The sequence below is a fragment of the Bacteroidia bacterium genome (assembly GCA_037045145.1).
Lineage (GTDB): Bacteria > Bacteroidota > Bacteroidia > AKYH767-A > OLB10 > OLB10.
In genome coordinates this window covers 1,307,914-1,331,521 of record JBAOIA010000011.1, presented here as the reverse complement: position 1 = coordinate 1,331,521, position 23,608 = coordinate 1,307,914, and the positions used below count along the sequence as shown (strand labels likewise).

Annotated in this window: 15 protein-coding genes; 4 read left to right on the top strand and 11 right to left on the bottom strand. The window is 39.1% G+C overall.

The genetic code is table 11. The annotated features are described in order from the left end of the window. The first annotated feature begins 40 nt into the window (after positions 1–40). From V9G42_06810 to V9G42_06800, 3 genes are read left to right on the top strand one after another with little or no spacing between them, the layout of a single operon-like run. Positions 41–217: a hypothetical protein gene (locus tag V9G42_06810; GenBank protein MEI2759131.1), complete on the top strand. Its 177-nt coding sequence runs from the start codon at positions 41–43 to the stop codon at positions 215–217. After that, positions 207–1,157 carry a substrate-binding domain-containing protein gene (locus tag V9G42_06805; protein MEI2759130.1) on the top strand — a complete coding sequence of 317 codons (951 nt, stop codon included), beginning with the start codon at positions 207–209 and terminating at the stop codon, positions 1,155–1,157. Before V9G42_06810 ends, V9G42_06805 begins: the two co-directional genes overlap by 11 nt. Positions 1,158–1,190: 33 nt before the next feature. After that, positions 1,191–2,777: a tetratricopeptide repeat protein gene (locus V9G42_06800; GenBank protein ID MEI2759129.1), complete on the top strand. Its 1,587-nt coding sequence runs from the start codon at positions 1,191–1,193 to the stop codon at positions 2,775–2,777. Positions 2,778–3,098: 321 nt separating this feature from the next. Here the strand turns inward: V9G42_06800 and V9G42_06795 are convergent, their stop codons facing one another. From V9G42_06795 to dusB, 11 genes are all read right to left on the bottom strand, one after another. Next, positions 3,099–4,628 carry a T9SS type A sorting domain-containing protein gene (locus tag V9G42_06795; protein ID MEI2759128.1) on the bottom strand — a complete coding sequence of 510 codons (1,530 nt, stop codon included), beginning with the start codon at positions 4,626–4,628 and terminating at the stop codon, positions 3,099–3,101. Beyond that, on the bottom strand, positions 4,625–7,753 hold the full coding sequence (locus V9G42_06790; protein MEI2759127.1) for a T9SS type A sorting domain-containing protein: 3,129 nt from the start codon (positions 7,751–7,753) through the stop codon (positions 4,625–4,627). The genes V9G42_06795 and V9G42_06790 overlap by 4 nt, the downstream gene beginning before the upstream one ends. Before the next feature lie 111 nt (positions 7,754–7,864). Beyond that, entirely contained in the window at positions 7,865–9,400 is a 1,536-nt protein-coding gene (locus tag V9G42_06785; GenBank protein ID MEI2759126.1) for a T9SS type A sorting domain-containing protein, read from the bottom strand. Beyond that, positions 9,397–10,332: a T9SS type A sorting domain-containing protein gene (locus V9G42_06780; GenBank protein ID MEI2759125.1), complete on the bottom strand. Its 936-nt coding sequence runs from the start codon at positions 10,330–10,332 to the stop codon at positions 9,397–9,399. Before V9G42_06780 ends, V9G42_06785 begins: the two co-directional genes overlap by 4 nt. Continuing rightward, positions 10,329–11,855: a T9SS type A sorting domain-containing protein gene (locus tag V9G42_06775; GenBank protein MEI2759124.1), complete on the bottom strand. Its 1,527-nt coding sequence runs from the start codon at positions 11,853–11,855 to the stop codon at positions 10,329–10,331. The genes V9G42_06780 and V9G42_06775 overlap by 4 nt, the downstream gene beginning before the upstream one ends. After that, on the bottom strand, positions 11,852–17,941 hold the full coding sequence (locus V9G42_06770; protein ID MEI2759123.1) for a T9SS type A sorting domain-containing protein: 6,090 nt from the start codon (positions 17,939–17,941) through the stop codon (positions 11,852–11,854). Before V9G42_06770 ends, V9G42_06775 begins: the two co-directional genes overlap by 4 nt. Next, complete coding sequence (locus V9G42_06765; GenBank protein MEI2759122.1) at positions 17,875–18,825, bottom strand: hypothetical protein; 951 nt, start codon at positions 18,823–18,825, stop codon at positions 17,875–17,877. Before V9G42_06765 ends, V9G42_06770 begins: the two co-directional genes overlap by 67 nt. Positions 18,826–18,845: 20 nt before the next feature. Beyond that, on the bottom strand, positions 18,846–19,298 hold the full coding sequence (locus V9G42_06760) for a hypothetical protein (protein ID MEI2759121.1): 453 nt from the start codon (positions 19,296–19,298) through the stop codon (positions 18,846–18,848). Positions 19,299–19,805: 507 nt separating this feature from the next. Beyond that, positions 19,806–20,729 carry an isoaspartyl peptidase/L-asparaginase gene (locus tag V9G42_06755; protein ID MEI2759120.1) on the bottom strand — a complete coding sequence of 308 codons (924 nt, stop codon included), beginning with the start codon at positions 20,727–20,729 and terminating at the stop codon, positions 19,806–19,808. Between the two features lie 11 nt (positions 20,730–20,740). Then, on the bottom strand, positions 20,741–21,550 hold the full coding sequence (gene murI / locus V9G42_06750) for a glutamate racemase (protein ID MEI2759119.1): 810 nt from the start codon (positions 21,548–21,550) through the stop codon (positions 20,741–20,743). Beyond that, positions 21,547–22,533 (bottom strand): tRNA dihydrouridine synthase DusB, encoded by a 987-nt coding sequence (gene dusB / locus V9G42_06745; GenBank protein ID MEI2759118.1) that lies wholly within the window; start codon positions 22,531–22,533, stop codon positions 21,547–21,549. Before dusB ends, murI begins: the two co-directional genes overlap by 4 nt. A gap of 54 nt (positions 22,534–22,587) precedes the next feature. Here dusB and V9G42_06740 point away from each other — a divergent pair, with 54 nt between their 5' ends. After that, positions 22,588–23,502 (top strand): CPBP family intramembrane glutamic endopeptidase, encoded by a 915-nt coding sequence (locus tag V9G42_06740; protein ID MEI2759117.1) that lies wholly within the window; start codon positions 22,588–22,590, stop codon positions 23,500–23,502. Positions 23,503–23,608: the final 106 nt, after the last annotated feature.

The window sequence follows — 23,608 nt, the reverse complement described above, 5'->3', positions numbered from 1 at the left end:
CGGTGTGATCCGCAAAGTTGGTCTATACTTTAATTTACTCATGATTGCCGGTTATGCAGTCATGGGTTTTTTTTTGATATTTGCAGATAAACTTGATTTACTCGACCAGCCACAACAAAAATGGTTAGGCGGAATTTTAGTTTCTTATGCTATATATCGAGGTTATAGAAGTTTCCGTACATCCAAAAAAGAACAAGAACCACTAGATGAAAATTAAAAATATCATACTCACATTCCTATCAACTGCAATTGCTCTGCAATTTGCTGCCTGTGGTGGCAATGCATTTAAACCCGACTTGAGCGATACACCAACATCCGGAAACTTAAAAATAGTTTCTGACGAAAGCTTCGAGCCTCTCATGAACAGTCAGGCTGAAACTTTTATGTCACTCTATAAAAATGCGAAAATTGAAATTAGTTATAAGACAGAAACAGATGCTGTAAATTATTTAATGCACGACTCGGTGAAAGTAATTATTGCCGGAAGAGACCTCTCTGCAGAACAACATCAATATTTTAAAGACCATAAAGTACTGGCACGCTCCAACCGAATAGCTGTTGATGCACTGGCATTAATCATCAATAAAAATAATCCTGATTTTTTACTGACATTAGCACAATTCGATGCTGTGATTAACGGAAAAATCAATAACTGGAATCAGATATCACCGAAAAATAAACTAGGTGAAATAGCAGTGGTATTTGATCAAAATGGCTCAAGCAATGTGCGGTATCTCAAAGAAAAATTCCTTAAAACCGTAAACTTTCCCGCTAACTGTTATGCACTCAATTCAAACAAAGAGGTGATGGATTACGTTATTAATAAAAATAATGCTGTTGGTATAATTGGTGTTGGATGGATTAGCGACAGCGATGATACCACCTCAATGACATTTTTAAATCAGATTAATGTAGTTGCATTGAAAAATGACACCGCAAAAGAATATACTGACTATTACAAACCATATCAAGCATATATTGCGTTACATCAATATCCGTTAACGCGAGATGTATTTTTGATTAACAGACAATCGCGCAACGGACTTGGCACCGGCTTTGCATCATTTGTTGCAGGCGATCAGGGGCAGCGGCTTGTAAGATTAAAAGGACTGCTGCCAGCTACCATGCCGGTTAGAATAGTAAGAACAGGAAATTGATAAAACTAAATTATAATTACCAATTTTAATAGAATGAAAAGAACGATTTTTTTTCTGAGCCTGATGTACACACAGGCAGTACATGCACAAACACTGAAAGAGGCTATTGCCATGACGGACAATGAACAGTATGAAGTTGCAGGTGACCTGTTTAAATCATTATTACAAAAAGAACCTGCCAATGGAACCAATTGGTTTTATTATGGCGAAAATTATTTTAAAAGTGACAACTTAGATTCTGCTGCTATTGCTTACTCAAAAGGTTTACAAGCTGAGCCTGCAAATCCAATAAACCTGGTAGGTACAGGTAAAATAAAATTAGAGAAAGGTCTCAATAGTGAAGCACGTGCCGATTTTGATAAAGCATTAACAATGTCTGGCTCCAAAACATCTTTGGTACAAAGTGAAGTTGCTGAAAGTTTTATCAGAACAAGGAGCAAAGATCTTAGCTATGCCATCAAACTACTTAACAACGCCATAGCCGTTGATTCAAAAAATCCAGAGTTATACATCTTATTAGGCGATGCCTATTCCGAACAAAACAATGGAACACTTGCTGCTGAAAATTACAACCGTGCCCTCGACCTCGACAAAAAAGCGGTAAAAGCTATTGTTCAAAAAGGGGTGTTGTATAAACGCTCCACAAACTTTGAAGGTGCTGCTGCAGAGTTTCAATCTGCCATTAAAATGAATCCTGAATTTGCACCATCCTATCGCGAATTGGCAGAAACCTATTTCAAAATGCGTAAGTTGGATGAAGCCAAACAATCTTACAGAAAATATTTAGAGTTGAGTAAGAATAACACTATGGCAAGAATGCGCTATGCATCATTTCTGTTTATGAGTGGCGATTTTGCAGATGCACAGTCAGAAATTAATCAACTGTCTTCCATTGATTCATCAAACATCGGCATGCTGCGTCTGTCTTCCTACAATGCATTTGAGATGAATGATATTCCTAAAGCAAAAATGCTGATGGAAAAAATCATGAACACTACCATAGAAAACCAACGCACAGCAATGGACTATGAATACAATGGCAAGATATTACTTAAGGAAGGTAACGACTCTCTGGCAGCTGAAAATTTTGAAAAGTCGTATCTGATAGATACTACCAAGACAGAAATTCTTCAAGACATGGGAAGTATGTATATGAAATTGAAAAAATATCCACAAGCTGTCAATGCTTACGAGCGGAGAGTAAACAACGGCAAAGGGCTGACGTCAACAGACTATTTTAACTTAGCAAGAGCATACTATTTTAACAAAGACTATACCCATGCAGACACTATGTTTGCAAAAGTTATTGAGCTATTACCTACTTGGCCCAATGGGGTTTTATGGCGAGCACAAACCAATGCACAGCTCGACCCTGACTCCAAAGAAGGTAAGGCAAAACCTTATTATGAGAAATACATTGAAGTAGCACTTGCAGATTCTGCCAATGCAGATAAATACAAAAACGGGTTGGTAGAATCATATAAATATCTTGGCAGCTATTATTATCTTATTGACAGAAAAACTGATGAAAGTAAATCTTACTGGAAAAAAGTTCTTGAGTTGGTTCCTGACGATAAACAAGCACAGCAGGTAATGGCCGGATTGAATCAGAAGAAGTAATTTTTTGATTCAATCCTGCATTCTGATTACATCACGCGATACACGGGTTAAAATCATGTTCGATTTTTCGAAATAGAACGATTGTATCTAAAAAGCATTCTATTGCATACTGCAATTGTATATCATATTTTTATTCAGCCGTGCAAGTCACCCTTGGCAAAGGTAGTGTAAGTATTACCAAAGCCAACCGTAAATTTTCTTTTTACGCAAAGCCTGCCCTACATAAGCTGGAAAATTTAAGGTTCGCACCTTTGTTGGATCGTCAGCGCACTGGGATTGTAGTATTACAAACCGATACATAGCTGTTTTAAAAATACTACGTTATTCTTTAAGGACAACCAACTTTTTATGCACCCTTTCATTATTGCTTGTGATTGTGCAATTATAAACTCCGTTTGCAAGTTTTGGTAAGGATATATACTGCATTGTACTCCAAGGTGGCAAGTTTTGTTTGTAAACTTGTTTGCCGGTTATGTCAAATACCTCTAAAATACCTTTACTATTTTGTGGAAGCAAATACATTATTTTAAAATTTCCGTTATTAGGATTTGGCGAAATGGAGAATTTAAAATCATGTTGCTTAACATCATTAAAGCCTGTAATCAAACAAGGGCAGGTGGTTTGTGTGGTATCGCAGCCTAAATAATAATTAGGGTGATTGGGTACAGAACCTCTATGATAACAATCAATAGGAATAGCGTGTTGTTGAAAGTCACAGGCTGTGCCTGTACTGTCAGGATAATTTATCTCATGTATATGTTGAATTGCATTTCCGCAGGTAATGTAAATTTTGCCGTTTGCAGCAAGGTAGCAGTTAAAGAAAGTGGTCGGACAGCACCATGTATAAGGCGAATTAAAACCATCATAGGTAGCTATTGTGTCTAAGTTGTTTGTATTCAAATCTAACTGATATAACTTATCAGTGGTGCAGGCATAAACAAACTGTGAATTTGGAGAAAATGCCAAGCCCCAGATATATCCTCTATTTACAAATACAGGATTGTGCGTTGTAAACAATCCCGAACATCGGTCAAAATCAAAAGTTAAAATATAGCTGCTATCGGGTTGATTTGGAATATAGGTTTGGTAAACAAATTTTTTACCGTCAGGTGAAAACGTTAATTGAGAAACATTATACCATGCTTTAGGAACATTTAACTTTTGAGTTGTTACGCTTGCAATGCCGTTTGTAGTAAAAAGAATTTTATAAATGGTATCTGTATCATGTTTCTGAGCCACTACCCACCAATCCCTACCATTGGCATGGCGGCAGGCGGCAATGCCGCAATTAAATGTATCTTGAATAGCAGTAACATATTTTTGTACTGAATCAACAGCACCCAAACCACCATCTTTTGTAATATCAATAACACTATAATTTATTGAATAAACTGGATAAGAAAAGCCATCATATTCTGTTGAATGATGAAATAAAACATATTTGGAAGAATCAGCAGGATAAGGAATTAAAGTGTTTGCATAAACAAGTGAGAGCCCTTGTGCATTTGCATTTATATATGAATCATACCCCAAAAAACTTCCATTCATCATAGTATCGCCAGTGCTGTTGGCTATCCATGCACCATTACTACTCATTAATAAATTTCCGTTGGCATCACTGATGTTTGCCTGTGTAAACCCCCTAAAAGGGATTTTTCTTTGATAATTTACTATACTGAAACTTGAAATGTTAAAATCAATTTGTGCCATAGTGTCAAAAGGATTGTTTACATTAGGATGATACCCTAAAAGCCAAGTATGATTATAGCCTTGCGATAAACAACTGTTTGCAAACAAGATGATTTGTAGCAAAATTATGCTACCTCTGATTAGGATACCAAATCGTTTCATCGTACTACTGTCAACTTAAACTGTTTTGAATTTTGATTGGATAGTTTTGCTTTTACAGTGTATATGCCTTCACTTAGGTTTTTAACACTCAGTGAATGTGCTTTTTTATTACAATCCAATTCCTTTGATAGAATTAATTTACCAACTACATCGTAAAACAGTATTTTACAAATTCCACTCATATCATCGCTCAATGCAACAGTTATTACCTCATTGGCAGGATTTGGAATTATGAAGATGTTTCCTTTAATTACTTCTTTTGCAGGTTCATTAGTAGCTGCTTTTCTATATCCTGCTTGTGTACATACAGAAACATCATCATACTCAATTGATTCATTCAATAGAGCCATAAAACTTCTTGCTTTATAAACAGCCTTACCTCCTACGTGAGGACACTGCACAGCTACAGCCAATACCTGACTATACCTGCTTTGTAACTCTGCTATTCCTCCTGTTTGATAGGCTATTTCTACATCGCTCATTTCCTTTTCGTATTCATCAGGTGTATTACTTGTAATGATTGAATTACTTACTGATTGTATGTTTATCAATGATTGCTCCTTTACTTGACCTAATTGATTAAGTAAATCAGTTTTATTTTGAAACGCATTATTTATTTGCTGCACTAAACTATCTCTTTGATTAATTAAATTTAATGTTGAATCCGCCTTAGCCAAACTGTCTAAATAATAAATGTTTCCAATAACGGAATCCGTTAAATTACTTAAACTATTCAAACTTTGATTTTCTGTTTCACTGATAACATCAGCCTCTTTCATTGCTTTGTTTACAACATATAACTGCCCTGTTGCTGTGCTTTCATTAAGTGCTAAAAATGAAGTAAGCAAAAAGTTTCCATAAGCCAATGAATCGTTTTCTTTTAAATCTTTATACAAATAATTTTTTGCCATTATCTTTGTTTCATCTGAGAACTCAGATGTTTTCAAACTGTCTTCTGCTATTGTAAGTTGCAGTTGAGAAGCTGCCCTTTCATCATGAGAAATATCTTCACAAAGTATATAGCCTGAGCAATTAAATTCAGTTCCAACATCATTAATAATCCATCCTGTATTATTTGCTGGTATAGTTGGCAGGTATGCTCCACCATAACTATAATCAATTAGAAATAGAGATTGCTGTAATGCAGCCGGATTACCATTATTCAAGTTATTCGCACCATAGCCGCCTGTGCTAAAGGGTCCGTACCAAAGGTTCCCTGCATGAGCCTGTGTGTCTATTACAGCATTGGTGTATAACCGCAGTCCTTCAAAATGCCTATTCATTTTTGCGCCTTTAAATTTTGTACCTGTGCAAACACCTGCAAAATAATTTCCTAAATAGGTAGAGTCTGTATTGTTACAATTCATATAATTATTTGTACTATGTGATACATTTATTCCTTTGTTCTGATAACTTACCGCAGGATAGCGCCCGCTCACTGTATTACAACTCACCGTTGAACTGTCGCAGCCTGTAAGCGATATGCCGTTGGTGGTGTTGCCGCTAAGTTTTATCATGTTGTCAACAATGGTAGCGTTTTTGGCAAAGTTAACCGTTATACCGTTGCCGTTGGCTGCTTCTATTACATTACCTTTTAACACATAGTTACCTGCATTGCTGCTGGTAGCTATTATCTTTATACCCACAGAGCTGCCTCCTGTGGTTACTTTTATCGTGTTGTTCTTTGCTGTCATGCTTGCCTGCTCGCTGTTTTGAAATACAATGCCTGCCTTGCCCGCCTCTAGATTGCAGGCAGCAACATAGGTGCTCATGTTGGCACTGTTGCAGTAGAGATGGTAACTACCGTTGCCGGTAACGTGCAGGGCATTTACGTTGTTGATGTCTGCCGTTGTCCACTCTGTGTAAATGCCATGCTCGCAGGTATCTATCAGGCAGTCGGCAACCTGCAATTTGCCTGCCTTGCCAGCCGTCTTACTCTCGGCAACAATTGCCGAGCCTTTATGCGCTGCACTGCCGTAAAGGCTGCCACCTTTGTTCAGATTGTAAAAACGTCCTTTCTGAACTTTCAGCATGGAGCGCACTGCGTAAATACCCCAGTTGCAGTTGCGAAACTCATTGTACTGGTAGTCGCCAATGGTCATTACCACATCATTAAACTCCATGCCGGCACGAGGCATGGCATGGTGTGGCGGCTGCCCTGTATAATCGGGCTTAAAGGCTGTTGCATACAGCCCAAAGTTGCAATCGTTTACATAGCCCTGTATGTTGTTCAGTCCGTTGCTTTGCTGCGGCACAAAGATGCTGCGCACGCAGTCGGTAACACGGCTGCCGAGCAGAAAGAATGATGAGCCATTCATTGCCTGTATGCCTATGTCGGCATCAGCAACAAGGCTTTGCTCTGTCATCACCAATCTGGATTTGTCGTTCAGCATGATACCCTTCCACATCTGTGTACATGCGGTAATTGATGTTCCCTGCAATATGAGTGCGCCTCCTGTGAGAACGATTATCTGCGCAGCAGGATAGGCATAAACAGAGCAGTTGGTGAGGATTAATGTGTCGTTTACATAAAACCTTCCATGTAAGACAAAACTCACATTGCTATAGCTTGCACTCATTGGTAATGAGAAGCTGCTGTCTGCAATTTGCTGGGCATTGGGTACGTTGCATACATTTATCACTGTAACACAAACACTATCCTTCCAAGTAGTGCCCATTGGCGAAGTAACGCTTGCTACATTGTAAAAACAGCTTCCCGGAGAGGTAAAATATCCTGATACGGTAAACGTATCACACTCCATAGAATTAAGCGTTATCGTTGGCGGCAGCGTGGTACTTGTGGTCACAAAGCCCGTTGGGGTAATGTCGCTGAGAATACCGGTCTGCGTATTTACGCTGTTGTTGCACACGGTGATGGTGTAGGTCACCGTATCGGTAAAGGCTGCTGCCGTATCAGTGCCGGCAGTTTTGGTGATATTCCATTGCAGTAATCTAAGTGGTTCTTTTCTTGTTCTTTTGTCTTGATACAAAAGAACCAAAAAATCAAGACTGTCTGAAAAAACACTACAAAAGCCGGCTATGCACGAAAACAAAAACTTGTTGCCGCAATCCGCCACAGGCGGAAATGCAGACAACTTCAAACAGTTTGTTTTCTTTTTGCTCATAAACTTGGCTTTTGCTTAACGTGTTTTTTCAGAAGGTCGGTCTTTGAGCCAAGAAGAACACTTTGTAAACATGGAATGATTGTTTTGAGTTTAGAACTTAGTATTTTTTTATCATTCTTTAAGGATAACCAATTTTTTATGCACTCTTTCATTATTGCTTGTGATTGTGCAATTATAAATTCCGTTTGCAAGTTTTGGTAAGGATATATATTGCATTGTACTCCAAGGCGACAGGTTTTGCCTAAAAACTTCTTTGCCGGTTATGTCAAAAATTTGAAGTGTACCACTTTTGTTTTGGGGTAAGAGATAAATTATTTTGAAGCTGCCGTTATTAGGGTTTGGGGATATTGAAAATTTAAAATCGTGTTGCTTAATTTCATTTATGCCTGTAATCAAACAAGGGCAAGTTGTTTGTGTAGTATCACAGCCCAAATAATAATTGGGATGATAAACATTGCCTCTGAAATTAAAACAAGGTAAATGCAAATCATGCAAATGAACATCACACCCTAAGCCTGCACTATCGGGGTAATTGATATAATGAAAATCTACTACACTACTACCCGATGAAATATAAATTTTGCCGTTGGCGGCAAGATACATCCACCAAAAATCTGTTTGAAATGGAGGTATTGGGGAATAATACCCATCATTAACGGCAACCGTTGTTTTACTTGCTGCAATATCAGAAGTGTCGGTATTAAATTGATAAATTCTTTGAAAAGAAGCGTTATATAAATATTTTGAATCAGGTGAAAAAGCCAAACCAAAGCCTGTGGCACTGTCATTTAACGCAACATATTCTAATCCTGTAAAATTACCGCTGCACCTGTCAAAATTAAATAACCGCACATCATGAAAGGCCGTTGATATTCCACCGCCTCTACCCGAACCATAAACAAATTTAGTGCCGTCAGGGGAGAAAGTAGGTTGTGTAGCATTACCTGAAAAAGGAATCGGAAATCCTAAGTTCTGAGTACCTATGTAGGTAATGCCTGATGAATCCAATAAAAATTTATGAATGATAGTGGTTGCATCTTTTAATGCAATAATCCACCAATCCCTTCCGTTGGCGTGCTTACACGCTGCCAATCCACCAGCTATAATATCATTTAATATAATCTGATTTTTTGCCGTTACCGCACCTAAACCGCCATTGAGCGATAAATCAATTTCTGAATAATATAATTCTGTTGAAATTAAGTAAGGCGCATTATAATTTCCTGTCTGGTGAAACAAAATATATTTATCGGGATGATTTGGATAAGGTAAAATGATATTGCCATGTGAAAGCGGTAAACCTGAGGAAGAATCACAATAATCATTGGTAAATGAATTAGGGTTTAATCCACTACCATTTAGCATGGTGTCGCCTGTGGCATCGGCTATCCAACAACCGTTGCTGCTCATTAATAAATTTCCATTTTCATCACTTATATTTGCTTGTGTTGCTCCAAATGACATTTTTCGATAACCGCCAATGACTGTTACCGATGTGCTGTCATATAATATTTCGCCTTTGCCATGTGTTGTATATAATCCTCCTGTACTCTGATAGCCTATTAAAAAATTATGTGCTTTTCCCTGTGCTTTTATTAGCATAGGGGTAAACATCACAGCTAAAATCAACAATAATTTTTTCATCATCTTATAATTACAATTTTATAAGAATTACTTCCTTCTCTTGTTTTAATGATTAAAGAATAAATGCCCTGTTTTAATTGCTGAATTTTAATTCTGTTTTCTTTATTACAGTTAAGCATACCGGTATAAACTACTTGCCCAATAGCGTTTCTTAGTTCTGCATTAAATAATTCAACATCTTTACATGAAACAGATACAAAAATATTATCATTAGCAGGGTTAGGCTTAACAATAATATTCAAATTATTATTTATTGTTTCAGCATTGCGATAGATACCGAATTGCAAGCAATTAACATCATCGTTGTAAGTTAAACTATCATTCACTAATTCCAATGCAGCTCTTGCTCTATAAACCACTTCGCCTCCATAGTAGGGGCATTGCTCGGCTATCGTCATTAACTGTGCATATAATTCATTAATGTTTGTATAGTTTGCTTCCTCCAATTGCATAAACAGCTCGTTCATTAATGTGCTGTTTGTTTCATTCTGTTCATCGCCATTTATAATGTTGTTGGTTAATTCACCTTCATACATTTCGCCCGACATAACAGCGTTATGCTGCAATACAATGTTCTGTCTTGTTGTTTCTAAATTTTCTATTTGTATAATCCATTGTTCTAATAAAGAGTCTGCATTAGTACCTGATTGCTCAATGGAATCTCGTATAGTTTCAAAATGTTCTAAATAACTATTAAATATTTTCAATAAAGTATCTATGTTATTCAACATTGGAGTAAACGTAGTATCCATTTTGCCGTAGGTTTCAAATCTTCTTTCTACTGCATTGAGTTTTCCTTCTGCCTCTGCAAGCATTTCATTGTAAAAATCCTGAAACAATGTGTCGCTTGCAAGCAAGCTGTCGTTGTTTGATAATACTTCAAACAAATACTGCCTTGCCATGCTTTGGTTTTCGGGGATAAATATATTTCTCATTTTATAATGGCTAATTTTTTAGCTGTAATAAAACCATTACTTTTGATTAAGCACTGATAAACCCCACCACCTAAAAAACTCAAATCAAAATTTTGTAATGTACTCCATTGAGGTAAGTAATAAGAAAAAACTTTCTTGCCTGTAATATCATACACATCAAAAACACCTTTTTGATTTTGGGGTAAGAGATAAATTATTTTGAAGCTGCCGTTTGATGGGTTTGGCGAAACAGAAAATTTAAAATCATGTTGCTTAATTTCATTTATGCCTGTTGCTAAGCATGGACAGGTTGTTTGTGTGGTATCGCAGCCCAAATAATAATTAGGGTGATTAACATTTCCTCTGAATGAATAACAGGGTAAATGTAAATCATGTAAATGAACATCACATGCCATGCCTGCACTGTCAGGATAGCTGATATAGTGATAATCTACTACACCGTTGCCTGATGAAATATAAATCTTGCCGTTGGCAGCAAGGTACATCAGCCAAAAATTTGTTGAGAATGGCGGTACAGGCGAATAGAAAACATCATTAACTGCTACTGTGGCTTTGCTTGCTGCGATGTCAGAAGTGTCAGTATTAAACTGATAAACTCTCTGAAAAGAGGAATGGTATAAATATTTTGAATTGGGTGAAAATGCCAAACTGAAACCATTGGAACTGTCATTTAATGCGATATATTCCAATCCCGTAAAATTACCGCTGCACCTGTCAAAATTAAAAAGCCTTACGTCATGGAATGGGTTTGTTCCCCCTTGACCGAAAGTATATGCAAACTTAGTTCCATCTGGAGAGAAAACAGACTGTGTTGCATTGTAATTAAATGGTTGGGGGAATCCTAAATTTTGAGTACCCATGTAGGTAATGCCAGATGAATCCAATAAAAATTTATGAATGATAGTAGTCATATCTTTTAAGGTAACAATCCACCAGTCCCTTCCGTTGGCGTGCTTACAGGCTGCTAATCCCCATGATAAATTATCATTCAAAATAATCTGATTTTTTGCAGTTACCGCACCCAAGCCGCCATTCAGCGACAAATCAATTTCCGAGTAATACAATTCGGTTGAAATTAAATTGTTGTTATAATTTCCTGTCTGATGAAATAAAATGTATTTATCGGGATTGCTCGGATAAGGCAGTATAATATTACCATGCGGTAATGGTAATCCCCCAAAAGAATCGCAATAATCGTTAGTGAATGAATTAGGGTTTAATCCATTACCATTTAGCATGGTGTCGCCTGTGGCATCAGCTATCCAACAGCCGTTACTAACCATTAGCAAATTGCCATTGTCATCACTAATATTGGCTTGCGTAGTTCCAAAAGATATTTTACGAGCCTCACCAATAACAACCACAGACGAACTATCAAACAACAAGCGTCCTTTTCCTGCTGTGGTGTATTGGTCGGTTAGATAATTGTGTCCAATTAAAAAGTTATGAGTTTTACCCTGTGATTGTGCAATCACAGGGTAAAACATCATTAAAGCTATAAAATAAAATTTATTTCGTATCACCTTACAATAATGAGTTTGAAGTTCTGAATTTTATTTTTTGTTCTTACAACAAGCATATATGCGCCTTGTTGTAATTCTCTAATATTAATTATGTTCTCTTGATTACATTTCAATTTTTTATTCAGTACACTTTGTCCTACCGCATTTGTTATATCAGCACTGAATATTTCATTCTCCATGCAACTAACTTTTATTGAAATGTGATCGCTTGATGGGTTAGGCTTTACTTCAATTTTTTCTAATGAAACTTCATTACTTGTTTGTCCTTTCCGATAAATTCCATAAAGCAAACAATTAACATCATCATTATAAATCAAACTATCATTCACTAATTCTAACACTGCTCTTGCCCTGTAAACCGCTTCTCCTCCGTAGTAAGGGCATTGCTCGGCAATACTTAATAACTGCGAGTACAATTCATTAAGGTTTGTATAATTGGCTTCTTCCAACAGTATGAACAGTTCATTCATTTGCGTACTATTTGTTTCATTCTGCTCATCACCGTTAATGATGTTGTTGGTTAACTCGCCTTCGTACATTTCGCCCGATATAACAGCGTTATGCTGCAATAGAATGTTCTGTCTTGTTGTTTCTAAATTTTCTATTTGTATAGTCCATTGCTCAAATAAAGAATCTGCATTGGTGCCTGATTGCTCGATTGAATCTCGCATCGCTTCAAAATCTTCTACAGAATTACTAAATTCTTTTAATAGTGAATCAATGTTATGCAACATGGGCGCAAAGGTGCTATCCATTTTGCCATAAGTTTCAAATCTTCTTTCTACTACATTGAGTTGTCCTTCTGCCTCTGCAAGCATTTCATTGTAAAAATACTGAAACAAGGTATCGCTATTTAGCAAGCTATCATTTGTTGCCAATATCTGAAATAAATACTGTCTTGCCATACTTTGGCTTTCGGGGATAAATTCTTCTGTGAGTACACTGTCGTCTGCAATGATGCGAAATAATATTTCATTATCTATGCCTTCAAGCATATCATAACAAGTTGCACCACATTGGAAAGGGCTTGTATTTAAAATAGGATTAAACCAACCATTATTCTGTTGAGACAATACAGGGTAATAAATATTACCCGGCACATCGGTGGTTCTTACTCTGAATTGAGAACCAAACAATCCAGGCTGGCTTGTATTTGCATTATAAGCACCAACGGTGTCGCGGTAATCAATAAATTTATTTCCATTGTTGGGCTGCACACCAATTAACCCAACATTATTAATGTACAGTCCCAATAAATTATTGCGCATGGTGTTGCCTTTTAGTTGTGCACCCATGCAGTTGCCACCAAAAAATATTCCAGTGGCTGTGCTGTCAATGCTGTTGCAACTGATGCTTGCATTACTACTAATGCTATAAACAATTCCTTTTGTTACTGTGTTGGCAACATTCAAGTTGCGCACACCATTGCAACGAATCTGTGTGCTGTCGCAATTGTTTGATGTTATGCCTTCGCTGTAAAAGTTGCTGCTGCTGTTGTTTTGTTCTATGTAGTTATGTGCGAGCAAGGGTTTGTAAACATTTTGCATCCGTATGCCATAACGCACATTGTAAAGGTACAGGGAATTGTTATCAATACTATAGTTACCCTGTCCGTTTTTATTGATTTCGTTAATGACAATACCCGAAGCCACATTTAATCCAGTGCCATCAACATGAATGGTGTTATTGTTTAAATCCAACTTGGCTGCACCGGCATTGTTGTTGCAAACAATACCTGCACGGGTGGCTTTTATTTCATTCCAGGCAATGGTAGCGCTCAGATAGTCTTTACAACGGTTCACTGTTGCGCCTATATACATACTGTCCATGCGCACATTGTTTAAGTTCAGTGTGCTGTAACTTGTCCACACTCCGCCATAACAAGAGGTCATGGTCTTGTGGTTGTTCATCACGGGCTGCATGGTGAGGTTGCCTCTTTTGCCCGCAGCAATATCGCCAACAGATACTACGGATGTGCCGTTATATGGCTTGCCATAAAAAGCATCTGCCTGTATATTGCCAAAGAAACAATTTTTTACTGTTACAGTGCTGCTTTTTACAACAATACCATTGTTCAGATTTAAGAATTTGTTTAGCCATAATGAATCCTGATAGGTTCCTATGGTTCCAATCCAATCATTGAGCAAAACACCACATTCAGGCTTAGAGCCATGTGTATTTTGTCCTGCATAGTTTTGTTTAAATGCCGTGAAATCAAAAGTTGTTTGTTCTATTTTTAAAGTAGTTCCATTGTAGAAAGCATTTGCAGATGGCGGCATATACACACCCAGCACAAAGTTTTTGATATAAGCGTTTTGCAATGTAGCTTTTGCTTTGTTGTTTGCCAAAACAGTAGTGTCGGCATCGGTAACGGTGCTGCCTTCATGCACTAACAACTCTCCATAGTCAAGCACTGTTATGCCGCGCCACATGGTAAGGCAACCCATCACCACGCTGCTGTCAATATCCAAGTAGCCGCCAGCCTGCACTATAATATGCGCCCCTGCATTCATATATACATTGCAGCGCATCAATTTTAGGGTGTCGTTTACATAAAGCCTTCCGGCAATGTATATATCCAACGTATCGTAACGGTAATTTAATGCTGTGCTGTAAGTGCTGTCCGGAATAATGAGTGTTGCGCTGTTGGTGCAGGGGTAGGTTACAGTAACACACACACTATCTTTCCAAACTGTATTAGCAGGAGAAGTAACGCTTGCTACGTTGTAGAAGCAACTGCCCTGCTGTGTAAAGTAACCGCTTACTGTGAATGTGCTGCACTGCATGGAGGTGAGTGTTACTGTTGCAGGCAGCGTGGTGCCTGTGGTCACAAAGCCCGGTGGGGTAATGTCGCTGAGAATACCGGTCTGCGTATTTACGCTGTTGTTGCACACGGTAATGGTATAGGTCACCGTATCGGTAAAGGCTGCTGCCGTGTCGGTGCCGGCAGTTTTGGTAATGCTCCAGCAGTCTGTACAGGCAGTGCTGTCCATAAACAGCGGATTCTGGTTGTTGTAGTTAAAATAGGCTGTATAGGAAAGCGAGTCGCCACAGTAGTTTTTGCCGGCTACCAGTATGTTGGGCAAAATGGTGTCTGAGGCAAATGCGCACTCAGGAATCAGATTAAAATAAACACAAAACCTGTCGGTGAGGTGTATGCCGCCATTGGCAAAGCCCAAAGCCTGCATGTTGGCAGGTGTTATCTGCCACGAGGGGGCACTGCCGGTAAGGTAGGAGACCGTAACGGGCGTAGCATTGGGGTTCAGTATATAGGCACTGAGTATGTTCAGCCCCTGTGGTATATTAATCAGCCCTGCAAAGTCGGGATAGGCATATCCCGGATTGCTGTTAAAAATGCAGGTAAATTTTTTAAGGGTGTCGCAAAGGGTGTAATTATTAGGGATATATCCTTTGCCTTCGCCAGTGATGGCTGCCTCAAAATATTCTATTCCAAGCGTCACAGAGCCGGCACCACATACCGTATCGGGTATTTGCGAAGTGGCCACAGGAAAGCCGTTGCAGTTCCATCCGTAATATAAAGGGAAGGAGTTTATGGTGCTGTCGCAGCTCACAAAAGTAGCGCATAGCTGCCCTGTAACAGAATCACCGGCTGCCAGATGTGCCGTAAGCGGAATGATGCCGTTAACAGCATTGATGGTACTCTGACCCGTGGGGGTAAACTGCCAGTTTTGAAGGGCAGGGATTGCCCCATTTAAAGGCACTCCCAAAAACACATTGTCGGCACCGGTGCTGTAAATGTCAGGCGTTCCGGGCTGTACAACAACCTTTGGGTTGAGCACTTTAACTGTCCAGCACAACTGTTGCTGCTGTGCATTGGCAACGTTGCTCACAGGCAAAACAAGGTTCAGGTTGGGCTGTACCAATAGCGGTTGTATGTTGGCATTAAAAGGAATGGAGTCTGCTGCTGTTGCTAAAGGTGTGCAAGAGAGGTTTTCTGTTGGATTGCATTCCGACTCAAACAATCCTGTGCTGCTATAAACGGACGACAGCGGCAGGGTGTCAATAGTGTTGCTGCAGTCGAACCTTCGGATAAAACACTGCAATTCCAATCGGGTAAACTGGTCGCCAGCAAAGGCAGCCGTGTCATTGCCTGCGGGACTCATGCTTTGTTGCAAACAATGCATCACTGGCAGTGCGTCAAAGGGTATCTGCACCAGACCTGTAAGCTGTGGTGGTGTCAGCGTGTCGTAAGCAGAAAAGGGTGCCATCAGTTGTCCGTTGTTATCGTAATACACACCGGAACGGACTCTCATCAGGGAGATGTAATAACCGTTAGGTATCTGAAAACTGATGGTATCGGCAAAAAGTGGCGGCACTTTATATTCGTATGGATAAACATCAAAGATACGGTTTCTGTAGCCTGCAAGGTCGGCAATATAAACGGCAGTGATTCGTTTTTCGCAACCCTGACTGTTGGTAACAGTGCTGTTGTTGTAGTACGAGGTAGGTGCAAAGTAAAACCTGCCGCCAAAAGTTTCGCAGTAGAAACGTGCAGAGTCAATAAAGTTCTGATTGGGCAACGGATAACCACTGCTTGCGTTAAAGGAATAATGAAAGTCTGTTTCCATAGCACCAACGGTGTTGGGCATTTGTGGCAGGGTTGCAATGGCATCGGCACCTTGCTGTTTGCCTGTAAACCACAGGTTGTTGCTGATGGGCGAATTGCATACCAGATTGCTTATAGAATTAAACGGCAGACGGTAGTTGCCGCAAACCGAGTAGCGCACTTTAAGCCTGTAGCGTTGCCCTGTTTTAAAAGCCACAAAGGGAAAAGAGTTGTTGGTAAAAGTTTCGAAGGCCTGGATATTGCCACCGGTGGTGTCGCAAAAAGTAAACAGCAACTGATTGCGCGGCACATCGGCCAAAACACAATGGCTGTAAGCATCGGCCCGATTAAAAGCCACCACACTTTGAGTAACAACACTATTGCCTGTTAGCCCAAAGTCTGCACAATCTATGCAGGCATTGGTGTTGGGAATGAGGGTGTCAATATAAAGCACTACACTGTCAATGGTAAGGTTAAAAGAATCCAGCCCAAAGGGAATAATGCGGCTCAGTTGCATAAAGTGCAGTGGCACTCCGGCAGTCACTAATTGCTGATAGGTGTATCCGCCACCGGTGCCGGAGTTGTCGCCATCCTGAAAATAGGCGGAAAGATAATCTTCCAGCGTATCGCTGTAATGGGCAAAATTTTCGTTCAAATAATTTTTAAAAGTGTTGTAATAGTTGTCGCCTTTGATTATCTTTGTTGCATTATCAGTGCGGCTGTCATTATTGCTGTCCTGTAAGCCAAAAGAAACACGATTTATTTTATAATTTGAAACAATAGCACCTGGGGCAAGGCATCCAGGGCAGTGGACACTTATCTGGTCACCGGTGTAGCTTAGCGGCAGCCATTGTTGACGCACATCAGAAATCACGGGCAGGGTATTGGGCGTGGTTTGTGTCAGGGTAAGACAGTTTGACGGATTGGGCAAGGTATAGAAATTGATTTGATAGGGTGTTGCTCCTTTATCAATTCTGCAGCAGGCCTGCACGGTAAATTCAAAATGGGCACTGTCTAAAAATGCTTTAAAGCCTGCACTGTTCATGTTAAAATAGTAGTTGTAGTTTCCGGCTTCACAAAGGTTGGTGTCAACAGCAGCAAAAACATAATCGGGTTTTAAAACAAGGGTGTCGCCTTGCGTAATACGATAGTAAACCAACTGTGCATGCGTGGCAGGACCGGCAATGCGCAAATTGGTGTCGCAATGTACCTCTGCTCTGAGCCATCCGTTCATCAGGCAGTTGTTTACAGGCACACTGCAACCATAAAGCTGATAGTCATAAGGCGATGGCAAGAGTCCTTTTAAACGCACTTTCAAAAGAGCGCTGTCGCCAAAGGTGGCGCCCGGTGCTACGGAAAGGTCTGTCACCGTGGGGCTGAAAATTAAATTCTGAGAAACATCTGCCGACCCTCCGCTGGCATGGGTGCTGATGGACGTAGTGTTGGCTAAGCCTATATTATAGTCTGCAGACACACCATCGCCACAAACTTTTCTTCCCTTAACAGAATTAAACCCCAATGGTTATAATTTTTTTGAATGTTAAACAGGTTGGTATCTTCTTCGGAGCAACGCAGGGTATTAAAAGCGATAATAACGGTATCCGCATTGCCGAAGTTCTTTATTTTGAAGGCTGCTTCAAACAAGGCATCGGCAACTAAATTTTTGCACAGCCAGTCGCTGCGGTGCAGGGTATCCACAGCAACAGTGCAAAGGCTTCCTGTATTTTGTTGCCAGCTAAAACTTTGAAATGGAATTAATGACAGTGCATTATAATTGGGCAGGGCATTATTGAGTGTTGGAAAGGATTGGTTTATGTTAAAGAACAAAGAATCCATGGCTCCCATACCACTGTTGGTAACACGATATTGCCAGTGAACAAAGTTCACCGTATCGTTCAGGCAACTGAAATCATACAAAGAGTCTGCTGGCGCCAGACGTTCTATTTTCACAACAGGAGCATCGCCACTGTTAATGTAGTAGTTTACGGTGATACCATTTTTGCAATTGGTGCAGAAAATATTTGATGGAATGTTGTTGTTGCATGTCCATTGCAACTGCGCAGCTACAGACCCGCAGGCAGGGCTTTTATCCAAACATTCATTAGCCTGAACAGCCTGCCTGATGACAAGGGTGTCGCCAATGTTCAGCACCTCAGCAATGTTGGGTGTTGTTGGAACAAAGTTGCCGTTTAACCCAATATTATATTCCGGTTGCCCTGTTGTAATCCGTTGACAATAGTTTGTAGCATCGGGTGTAAAAGTAAAGTTGAAATTGAGTTTTGTAGTACCGGTGTTCTGATAGTAGAAATAAAGAAATGAATCTGTTTTGTAGTAGGCCACCTTGTTGAGGTTAGAGGATAAGGACACCAGCTTGGGTATCTGCACATTGAGCGAGGTGTGCACATTGCCCTGATTGTTGACAGCTAAAGTATAGTTAGTGCAGAAGAGTCTGTAAATGTTTGGACAAAATTAATATTGCTGTTTCCTTGGGTTGTATCTGAAATAATAGAGCAGTCAATAAAAGCATGATACGATAGTGTTACAGCGTTGCTGTTGGTTACGGTAAAACTCATGGTTTGCCCGTTGTTGTAGGTAACTACATTGCTCACATTGTTAGATGCAGCAATATAATCAAGATAGATGGGGCTTGCATTGCTGCAATTTGCCGCAGGCGCATTGCTAAGCGAGGCAGTAATGACTACCCTTGCACCGGTGGCTCCTGAAAATGAAAGTGAGTAAACATTGCTCTCGCAGGCACCTATGGTGTCGGGCGGCAGTGTTAAGGCAATATTTACTGTCTGTGATTGCGCTTTTGTAAAGAATGTAAACATGCAGAGCAAAAGGGCTATTGCAGTTGTTTGGATTTGGTTTTTCATATTATTTGGTTTTTAAAGGGTACAGCTAAATTACATTGATTTTTTGGATTTCATAGCGATTGCTTAAAAATTAAAACGTGGGCTGATTCCTATGCTCGTTACAGTGGGAGTCGAAGCCCAGCACACGAAGCAAAAGGAACGCCCACGTTTTACGCAGGCGTTTCTACTTTTACTTTCCTGTGTGCTTGAAATCTTCGACTTTTCTGTAACAGGAAATTTTAAAGCGAAACGCTTTTTATTTTTTATTTTCTTTATTCTATCTTATTCAATATAAAATACATTTATGTTACAAGCAGTAAAAGTGTAGAATCTTTTTGAAACTACCAAATAATTTTTAACTTATTTTTACTTTAAAAAACAGTTCACATTGAATTTGTAAGCTAATTGAAATTGTGATAAATAGCTCTACATTTCAAAACAATAAAAAGTTGCAATCTTTTATACAACTGATTGTACTATCGAAAAATCTGACCGCAACATCAATCTAAGTTACAATCCAATCAAATGTTAACGGTAAATTTCAACAACGGGCTGCGAATTGCTGCAGTGATATCCTCTATACATTCCTTCTGAATTAAAAATTAATTGGGGTATTCCTGTTTGGTCTATTGCAATTACACCTCCTTCGCCTTCGGTCTTCATTAACTTATCGAGTACCACCTTCTCACATGCTTCTTTTAAAGAAAGTCCCTTGTACTCCATCAGACAACTAATGTCGTATGCCACTACAGAGCGGATAAAATACTCACCATGACCGGTGCAACTTACAGCACAAGTGTTGTTATTGGCATAAGTACCTGAGCCAATCACAGGGGTATCGCCAATGCGCGAGTAACGCTTGTTAGTCATGCCTCCGGTTGACGTGGCTGCTGCAAGATTACCATCAGCATCTTTTGCAACAGCACCAACAGTTCCGAATTTTTTTTCATTGCTGTGATCAAGCTGTGTTGTGTCAGAACCCTTCACTTCCTGCCATTGCCGATACCGAAATTCATCAAAGAAATATTGATCATCACAAAATGCTAAATGATGTGCCCTGGCAAGTTCTTCTGCACCGATACCATGTAAAAAAACAAAGTCAGTATGTTCCATCACTGCTTTGGCGAGTAGAATTGGATTTTTAATTTTTTGAACTCCCGCCACTGCACCTGCCATTCCATCTTTACCATTCATTACAGAAGCATCCATTTCGTGTTTACCTTCATAGGTAAAAACACTACCTCTGCCTGCATTAAACAAAGGAGTATTTTCCAATTCAATTACAGCTTGTGTAACTGCATCTAAAGCACTTCCTTTTGCTTCAAGCACCTTATATCCTGCTGTTAATGCTGTTTGCAAAGCTTGTTTGTATGCTGCCTCTTTCTCAGGTGTCATGGTTGAAGGACTAATAGTGCCTGCGCCACCGTGTATGGCTATTGTAAATTTTTTCATTTGCTGAAATATTATTTCCAAAGGTTCATCAATTCCAGATTTACCTGTTTACCAAAAAATATTTTTGTGCTATGTTCAAACGACTTTGTAAAATCTGAAACATAAAATCTGTTTGGGCTTCTTCGCTCCCTACTGATTAAAGACTCTGCCTCCAATATTTTTTTCAATTTTGCAGCAACTACTTCTGCTGAATCAAACAACTTAACCTTAGACCGAAAAAAATGATTTATCTCCTTTTTGATGAGTGGGTAATGTGTGCACGCAAGTACTAAACCATCTATTGTTTTAAATGGCTCGTATGAAAGATACTCGTCCAGAACAGCAGATGAAATATTATCATTATAAAATCCTTCTTCAATCATAGAGGCTAATAAGGGTGTTGCAAGCGGATGAAAAACCAGCTGAGGTTTGCGTCTCAAAAATTTTTCCTGATAGATACCTGATGTTATAGTCGTTTTGGTTGCAATAATTCCTACACTTTTTATATCATCATCAGCAATAACAGCTTCTATCATGGGGTCAATGACATTGATAACAGGCACACTACCTTTATAACGATCGCGTAGTAATGAATATGCTGCAGCCGATGCTGTGTTGCAGGCAATAACAATAGCTTTACATTTTTGTTCATGCAACAAAAATTCTGTAATTCTTTCTGCATAGCTTCTAATTAACTCAACAGATTTATCTCCATAAGGAACATGGGCAGTATCGCCAAAATAAATAAGTTGTTCATGAGGTAATGTTCTGCCGATTGCTGCCGCAACAGTAAGCCCGCCAATACCGGAATCAAAAATACCTATAGGCTGATTAACTGTCATGCTGCTTCCTTATATTTTATTTTAATCTGTTCAAGTAAATCGAGCAATTCATCCAAACTGTTAGAGGTCACCAATTTCACTCTGAAATCACGAAAGTGATCCGTCCCTTTAAAATAGTTTGTGTAGTGTCTTCGCATCTCCAGAATACCAACAATGGGACCTTTCCATTCAACAGACTTAATGAGGTGTGTTCGGCAAACTTCTACCCTTTCGGATATACCGGGTACGGCAATGGCGCAGTTACCAGCAAGGTAATCTTTAATCTGATTAAAAATCCAAGGGTAACCAATACTGGCTCTTCCTATCATTATACCATCAACGCCATATCTGTTTTTCATATCAAGTGCTTTTTGTGGTGAATCCACATCACCATTTCCAAAAACAGGTATTGTCAGTCTTGGATTATTTTTTAACTCCCCTATCAGACTCCAGTCGGCACTGCCTTTATACATTTGTGATCGTGTTCGCGCATGAACCGTTAGTGCTTTTATACCTATATCCTGAAGCCGTTCCGCAACTTCCAGAATGTTTTTTGTTTTATCATCCCATCCCAATCGCGTTTTTACTGTCACCGGAAGTTTTACGGCATCAACTATTGCCTTTGTCATACTCACCATTTTAGGAATATCCTGCAGCAAGGCTGCACCTGCACCTTTGCACGCAACCTGTTTAACAGGGCAACCATAATTAATATCAATCAAATCAGGATGCGCTTGTTCTGCTATTATTGCTGCCTGTTTCATTGACTCCACATCAGAACCAAAAATCTGAATACCAATGGGTCTTTCATATTCAAAAATATCGAGTTTATGTGTACTCTTGGCTGCATGACGTATAAGTCCTTCGGAGCTGATAAACTCTGTGTACATTAAATCAGCACCATGTTGCTTGCAAACAAAACGAAAAGGTGGGTCACTTACGTCCTCCATAGGAGCAAGTAACAATGGAAACTCACCTAATTGAACTGAACCAATATTCACCATAATCTGATCTGCAACAATTGTAAGGATGCTTACTTTCGTGCAAAATTAATAAAGATGATAAAAGGCAAGTGGCAACATAGTGACCCTTTATTGAAAATGTTACTTTTTTGTGGTATTGTGATGATATGTTTTGGACTTATTTCGGTTCTTAACATACCGTTGATTCATATTTTTTTCGGAAAAAGTTTGCCGGAGGTAATGAGTGGCTTTAGCAGTGGCGACACCACCTACATAAATGCCATGAAGTTTATTCAGATATTTTCACAACTCGGACTCATGCTTGTTCCTGCCTGGCTCTGTGGCTGGCTTTTTTCAGATAATGTGGTTCAGTTTTTTCAATTTAAAAAAATTAATTTCATTCAAATTTCTGTTATCGTTGTTGTTACAATATGCTTATCGCCATTAATTAATTTGTTACTCGACTGGAACAGTCACCTTCAATTGCCTGCTTCATTAGCTGCAATGGAAGAAATGATGCGCAGCATGGAAACAGAAGCCGAAAAGCTGACTGAATCCTTCTTGGTAATGCATACAAATTTTGACTTAATCATAAACCTTTTGATGATTGCTTTACTTCCTGCTGTAGGCGAAGAATTACTATTTCGTGGTGTGTTACAAAAGCTCATACAACAAGCCACAAAAAATAAACATTGGGCTGTACTAATTACAGGATTTATTTTCAGTGCCATTCACATGCAGTTTTTTGGTTTCTTACCCAGGTTTATGCTGGGTATATTTTTAGGCTATCTTTTAGTTTGGACAGGTTCTATCTGGGCACCTATTTTAGCACATTTTATTAACAATGGTTCGGCTGTGCTGCTCAGTTATTATGAACAAAAAAATGCAATCACTATTGATGAGGAAAAACTTGGCATCAGAGAAGGTGAATACTGGATGGTTTTTGCATCCATTATCATCACTGTATCAGCATGTTACATCCTTTATAGAAGTAAACAAAAAACTTCCTGAAAGATTGTAGTAAATACTCTATTTTGTCACTTATTACTTGAGGGTTGTTGAAGTACTCACATCGGTAAGTTATTAACAATTTATGGCTAACTTTACGCATCATTTA

Bases quoted from the DNA above. Each gene is read 5' to 3' on its own strand.
- V9G42_06810 (MEI2759131.1), top strand. From the start codon at position 41: ATGATTGCCGGTTATGCAGTCATGGGTTTTTTTTTGATATTTGCAGAT.
- V9G42_06805 (MEI2759130.1), top strand. From the start codon at position 207: ATGAAAATTAAAAATATCATACTCACATTCCTATCAACTGCAATTGCT.
- V9G42_06800 (MEI2759129.1), top strand. From the start codon at position 1,191: ATGAAAAGAACGATTTTTTTTCTGAGCCTGATGTACACACAGGCAGTA.
- V9G42_06795 (MEI2759128.1), bottom strand. From the start codon at position 4,628: ATGAAACGATTTGGTATCCTAATCAGAGGTAGCATAATTTTGCTACAA.
- V9G42_06790 (MEI2759127.1), bottom strand. From the start codon at position 7,753: ATGAGCAAAAAGAAAACAAACTGTTTGAAGTTGTCTGCATTTCCGCCT.
- V9G42_06785 (MEI2759126.1), bottom strand. From the start codon at position 9,400: ATGATGAAAAAATTATTGTTGATTTTAGCTGTGATGTTTACCCCTATG.
- V9G42_06780 (MEI2759125.1), bottom strand. From the start codon at position 10,332: ATGAGAAATATATTTATCCCCGAAAACCAAAGCATGGCAAGGCAGTAT.
- V9G42_06760 (MEI2759121.1), bottom strand. From the start codon at position 19,298: ATGAAAAACCAAATCCAAACAACTGCAATAGCCCTTTTGCTCTGCATG.
- V9G42_06755 (MEI2759120.1), bottom strand. From the start codon at position 20,729: ATGAAAAAATTTACAATAGCCATACACGGTGGCGCAGGCACTATTAGT.
- murI (MEI2759119.1), bottom strand. From the start codon at position 21,550: ATGACAGTTAATCAGCCTATAGGTATTTTTGATTCCGGTATTGGCGGG.
- dusB (MEI2759118.1), bottom strand. From the start codon at position 22,533: ATGGTGAATATTGGTTCAGTTCAATTAGGTGAGTTTCCATTGTTACTT.
- V9G42_06740 (MEI2759117.1), top strand. From the start codon at position 22,588: ATGATAAAAGGCAAGTGGCAACATAGTGACCCTTTATTGAAAATGTTA.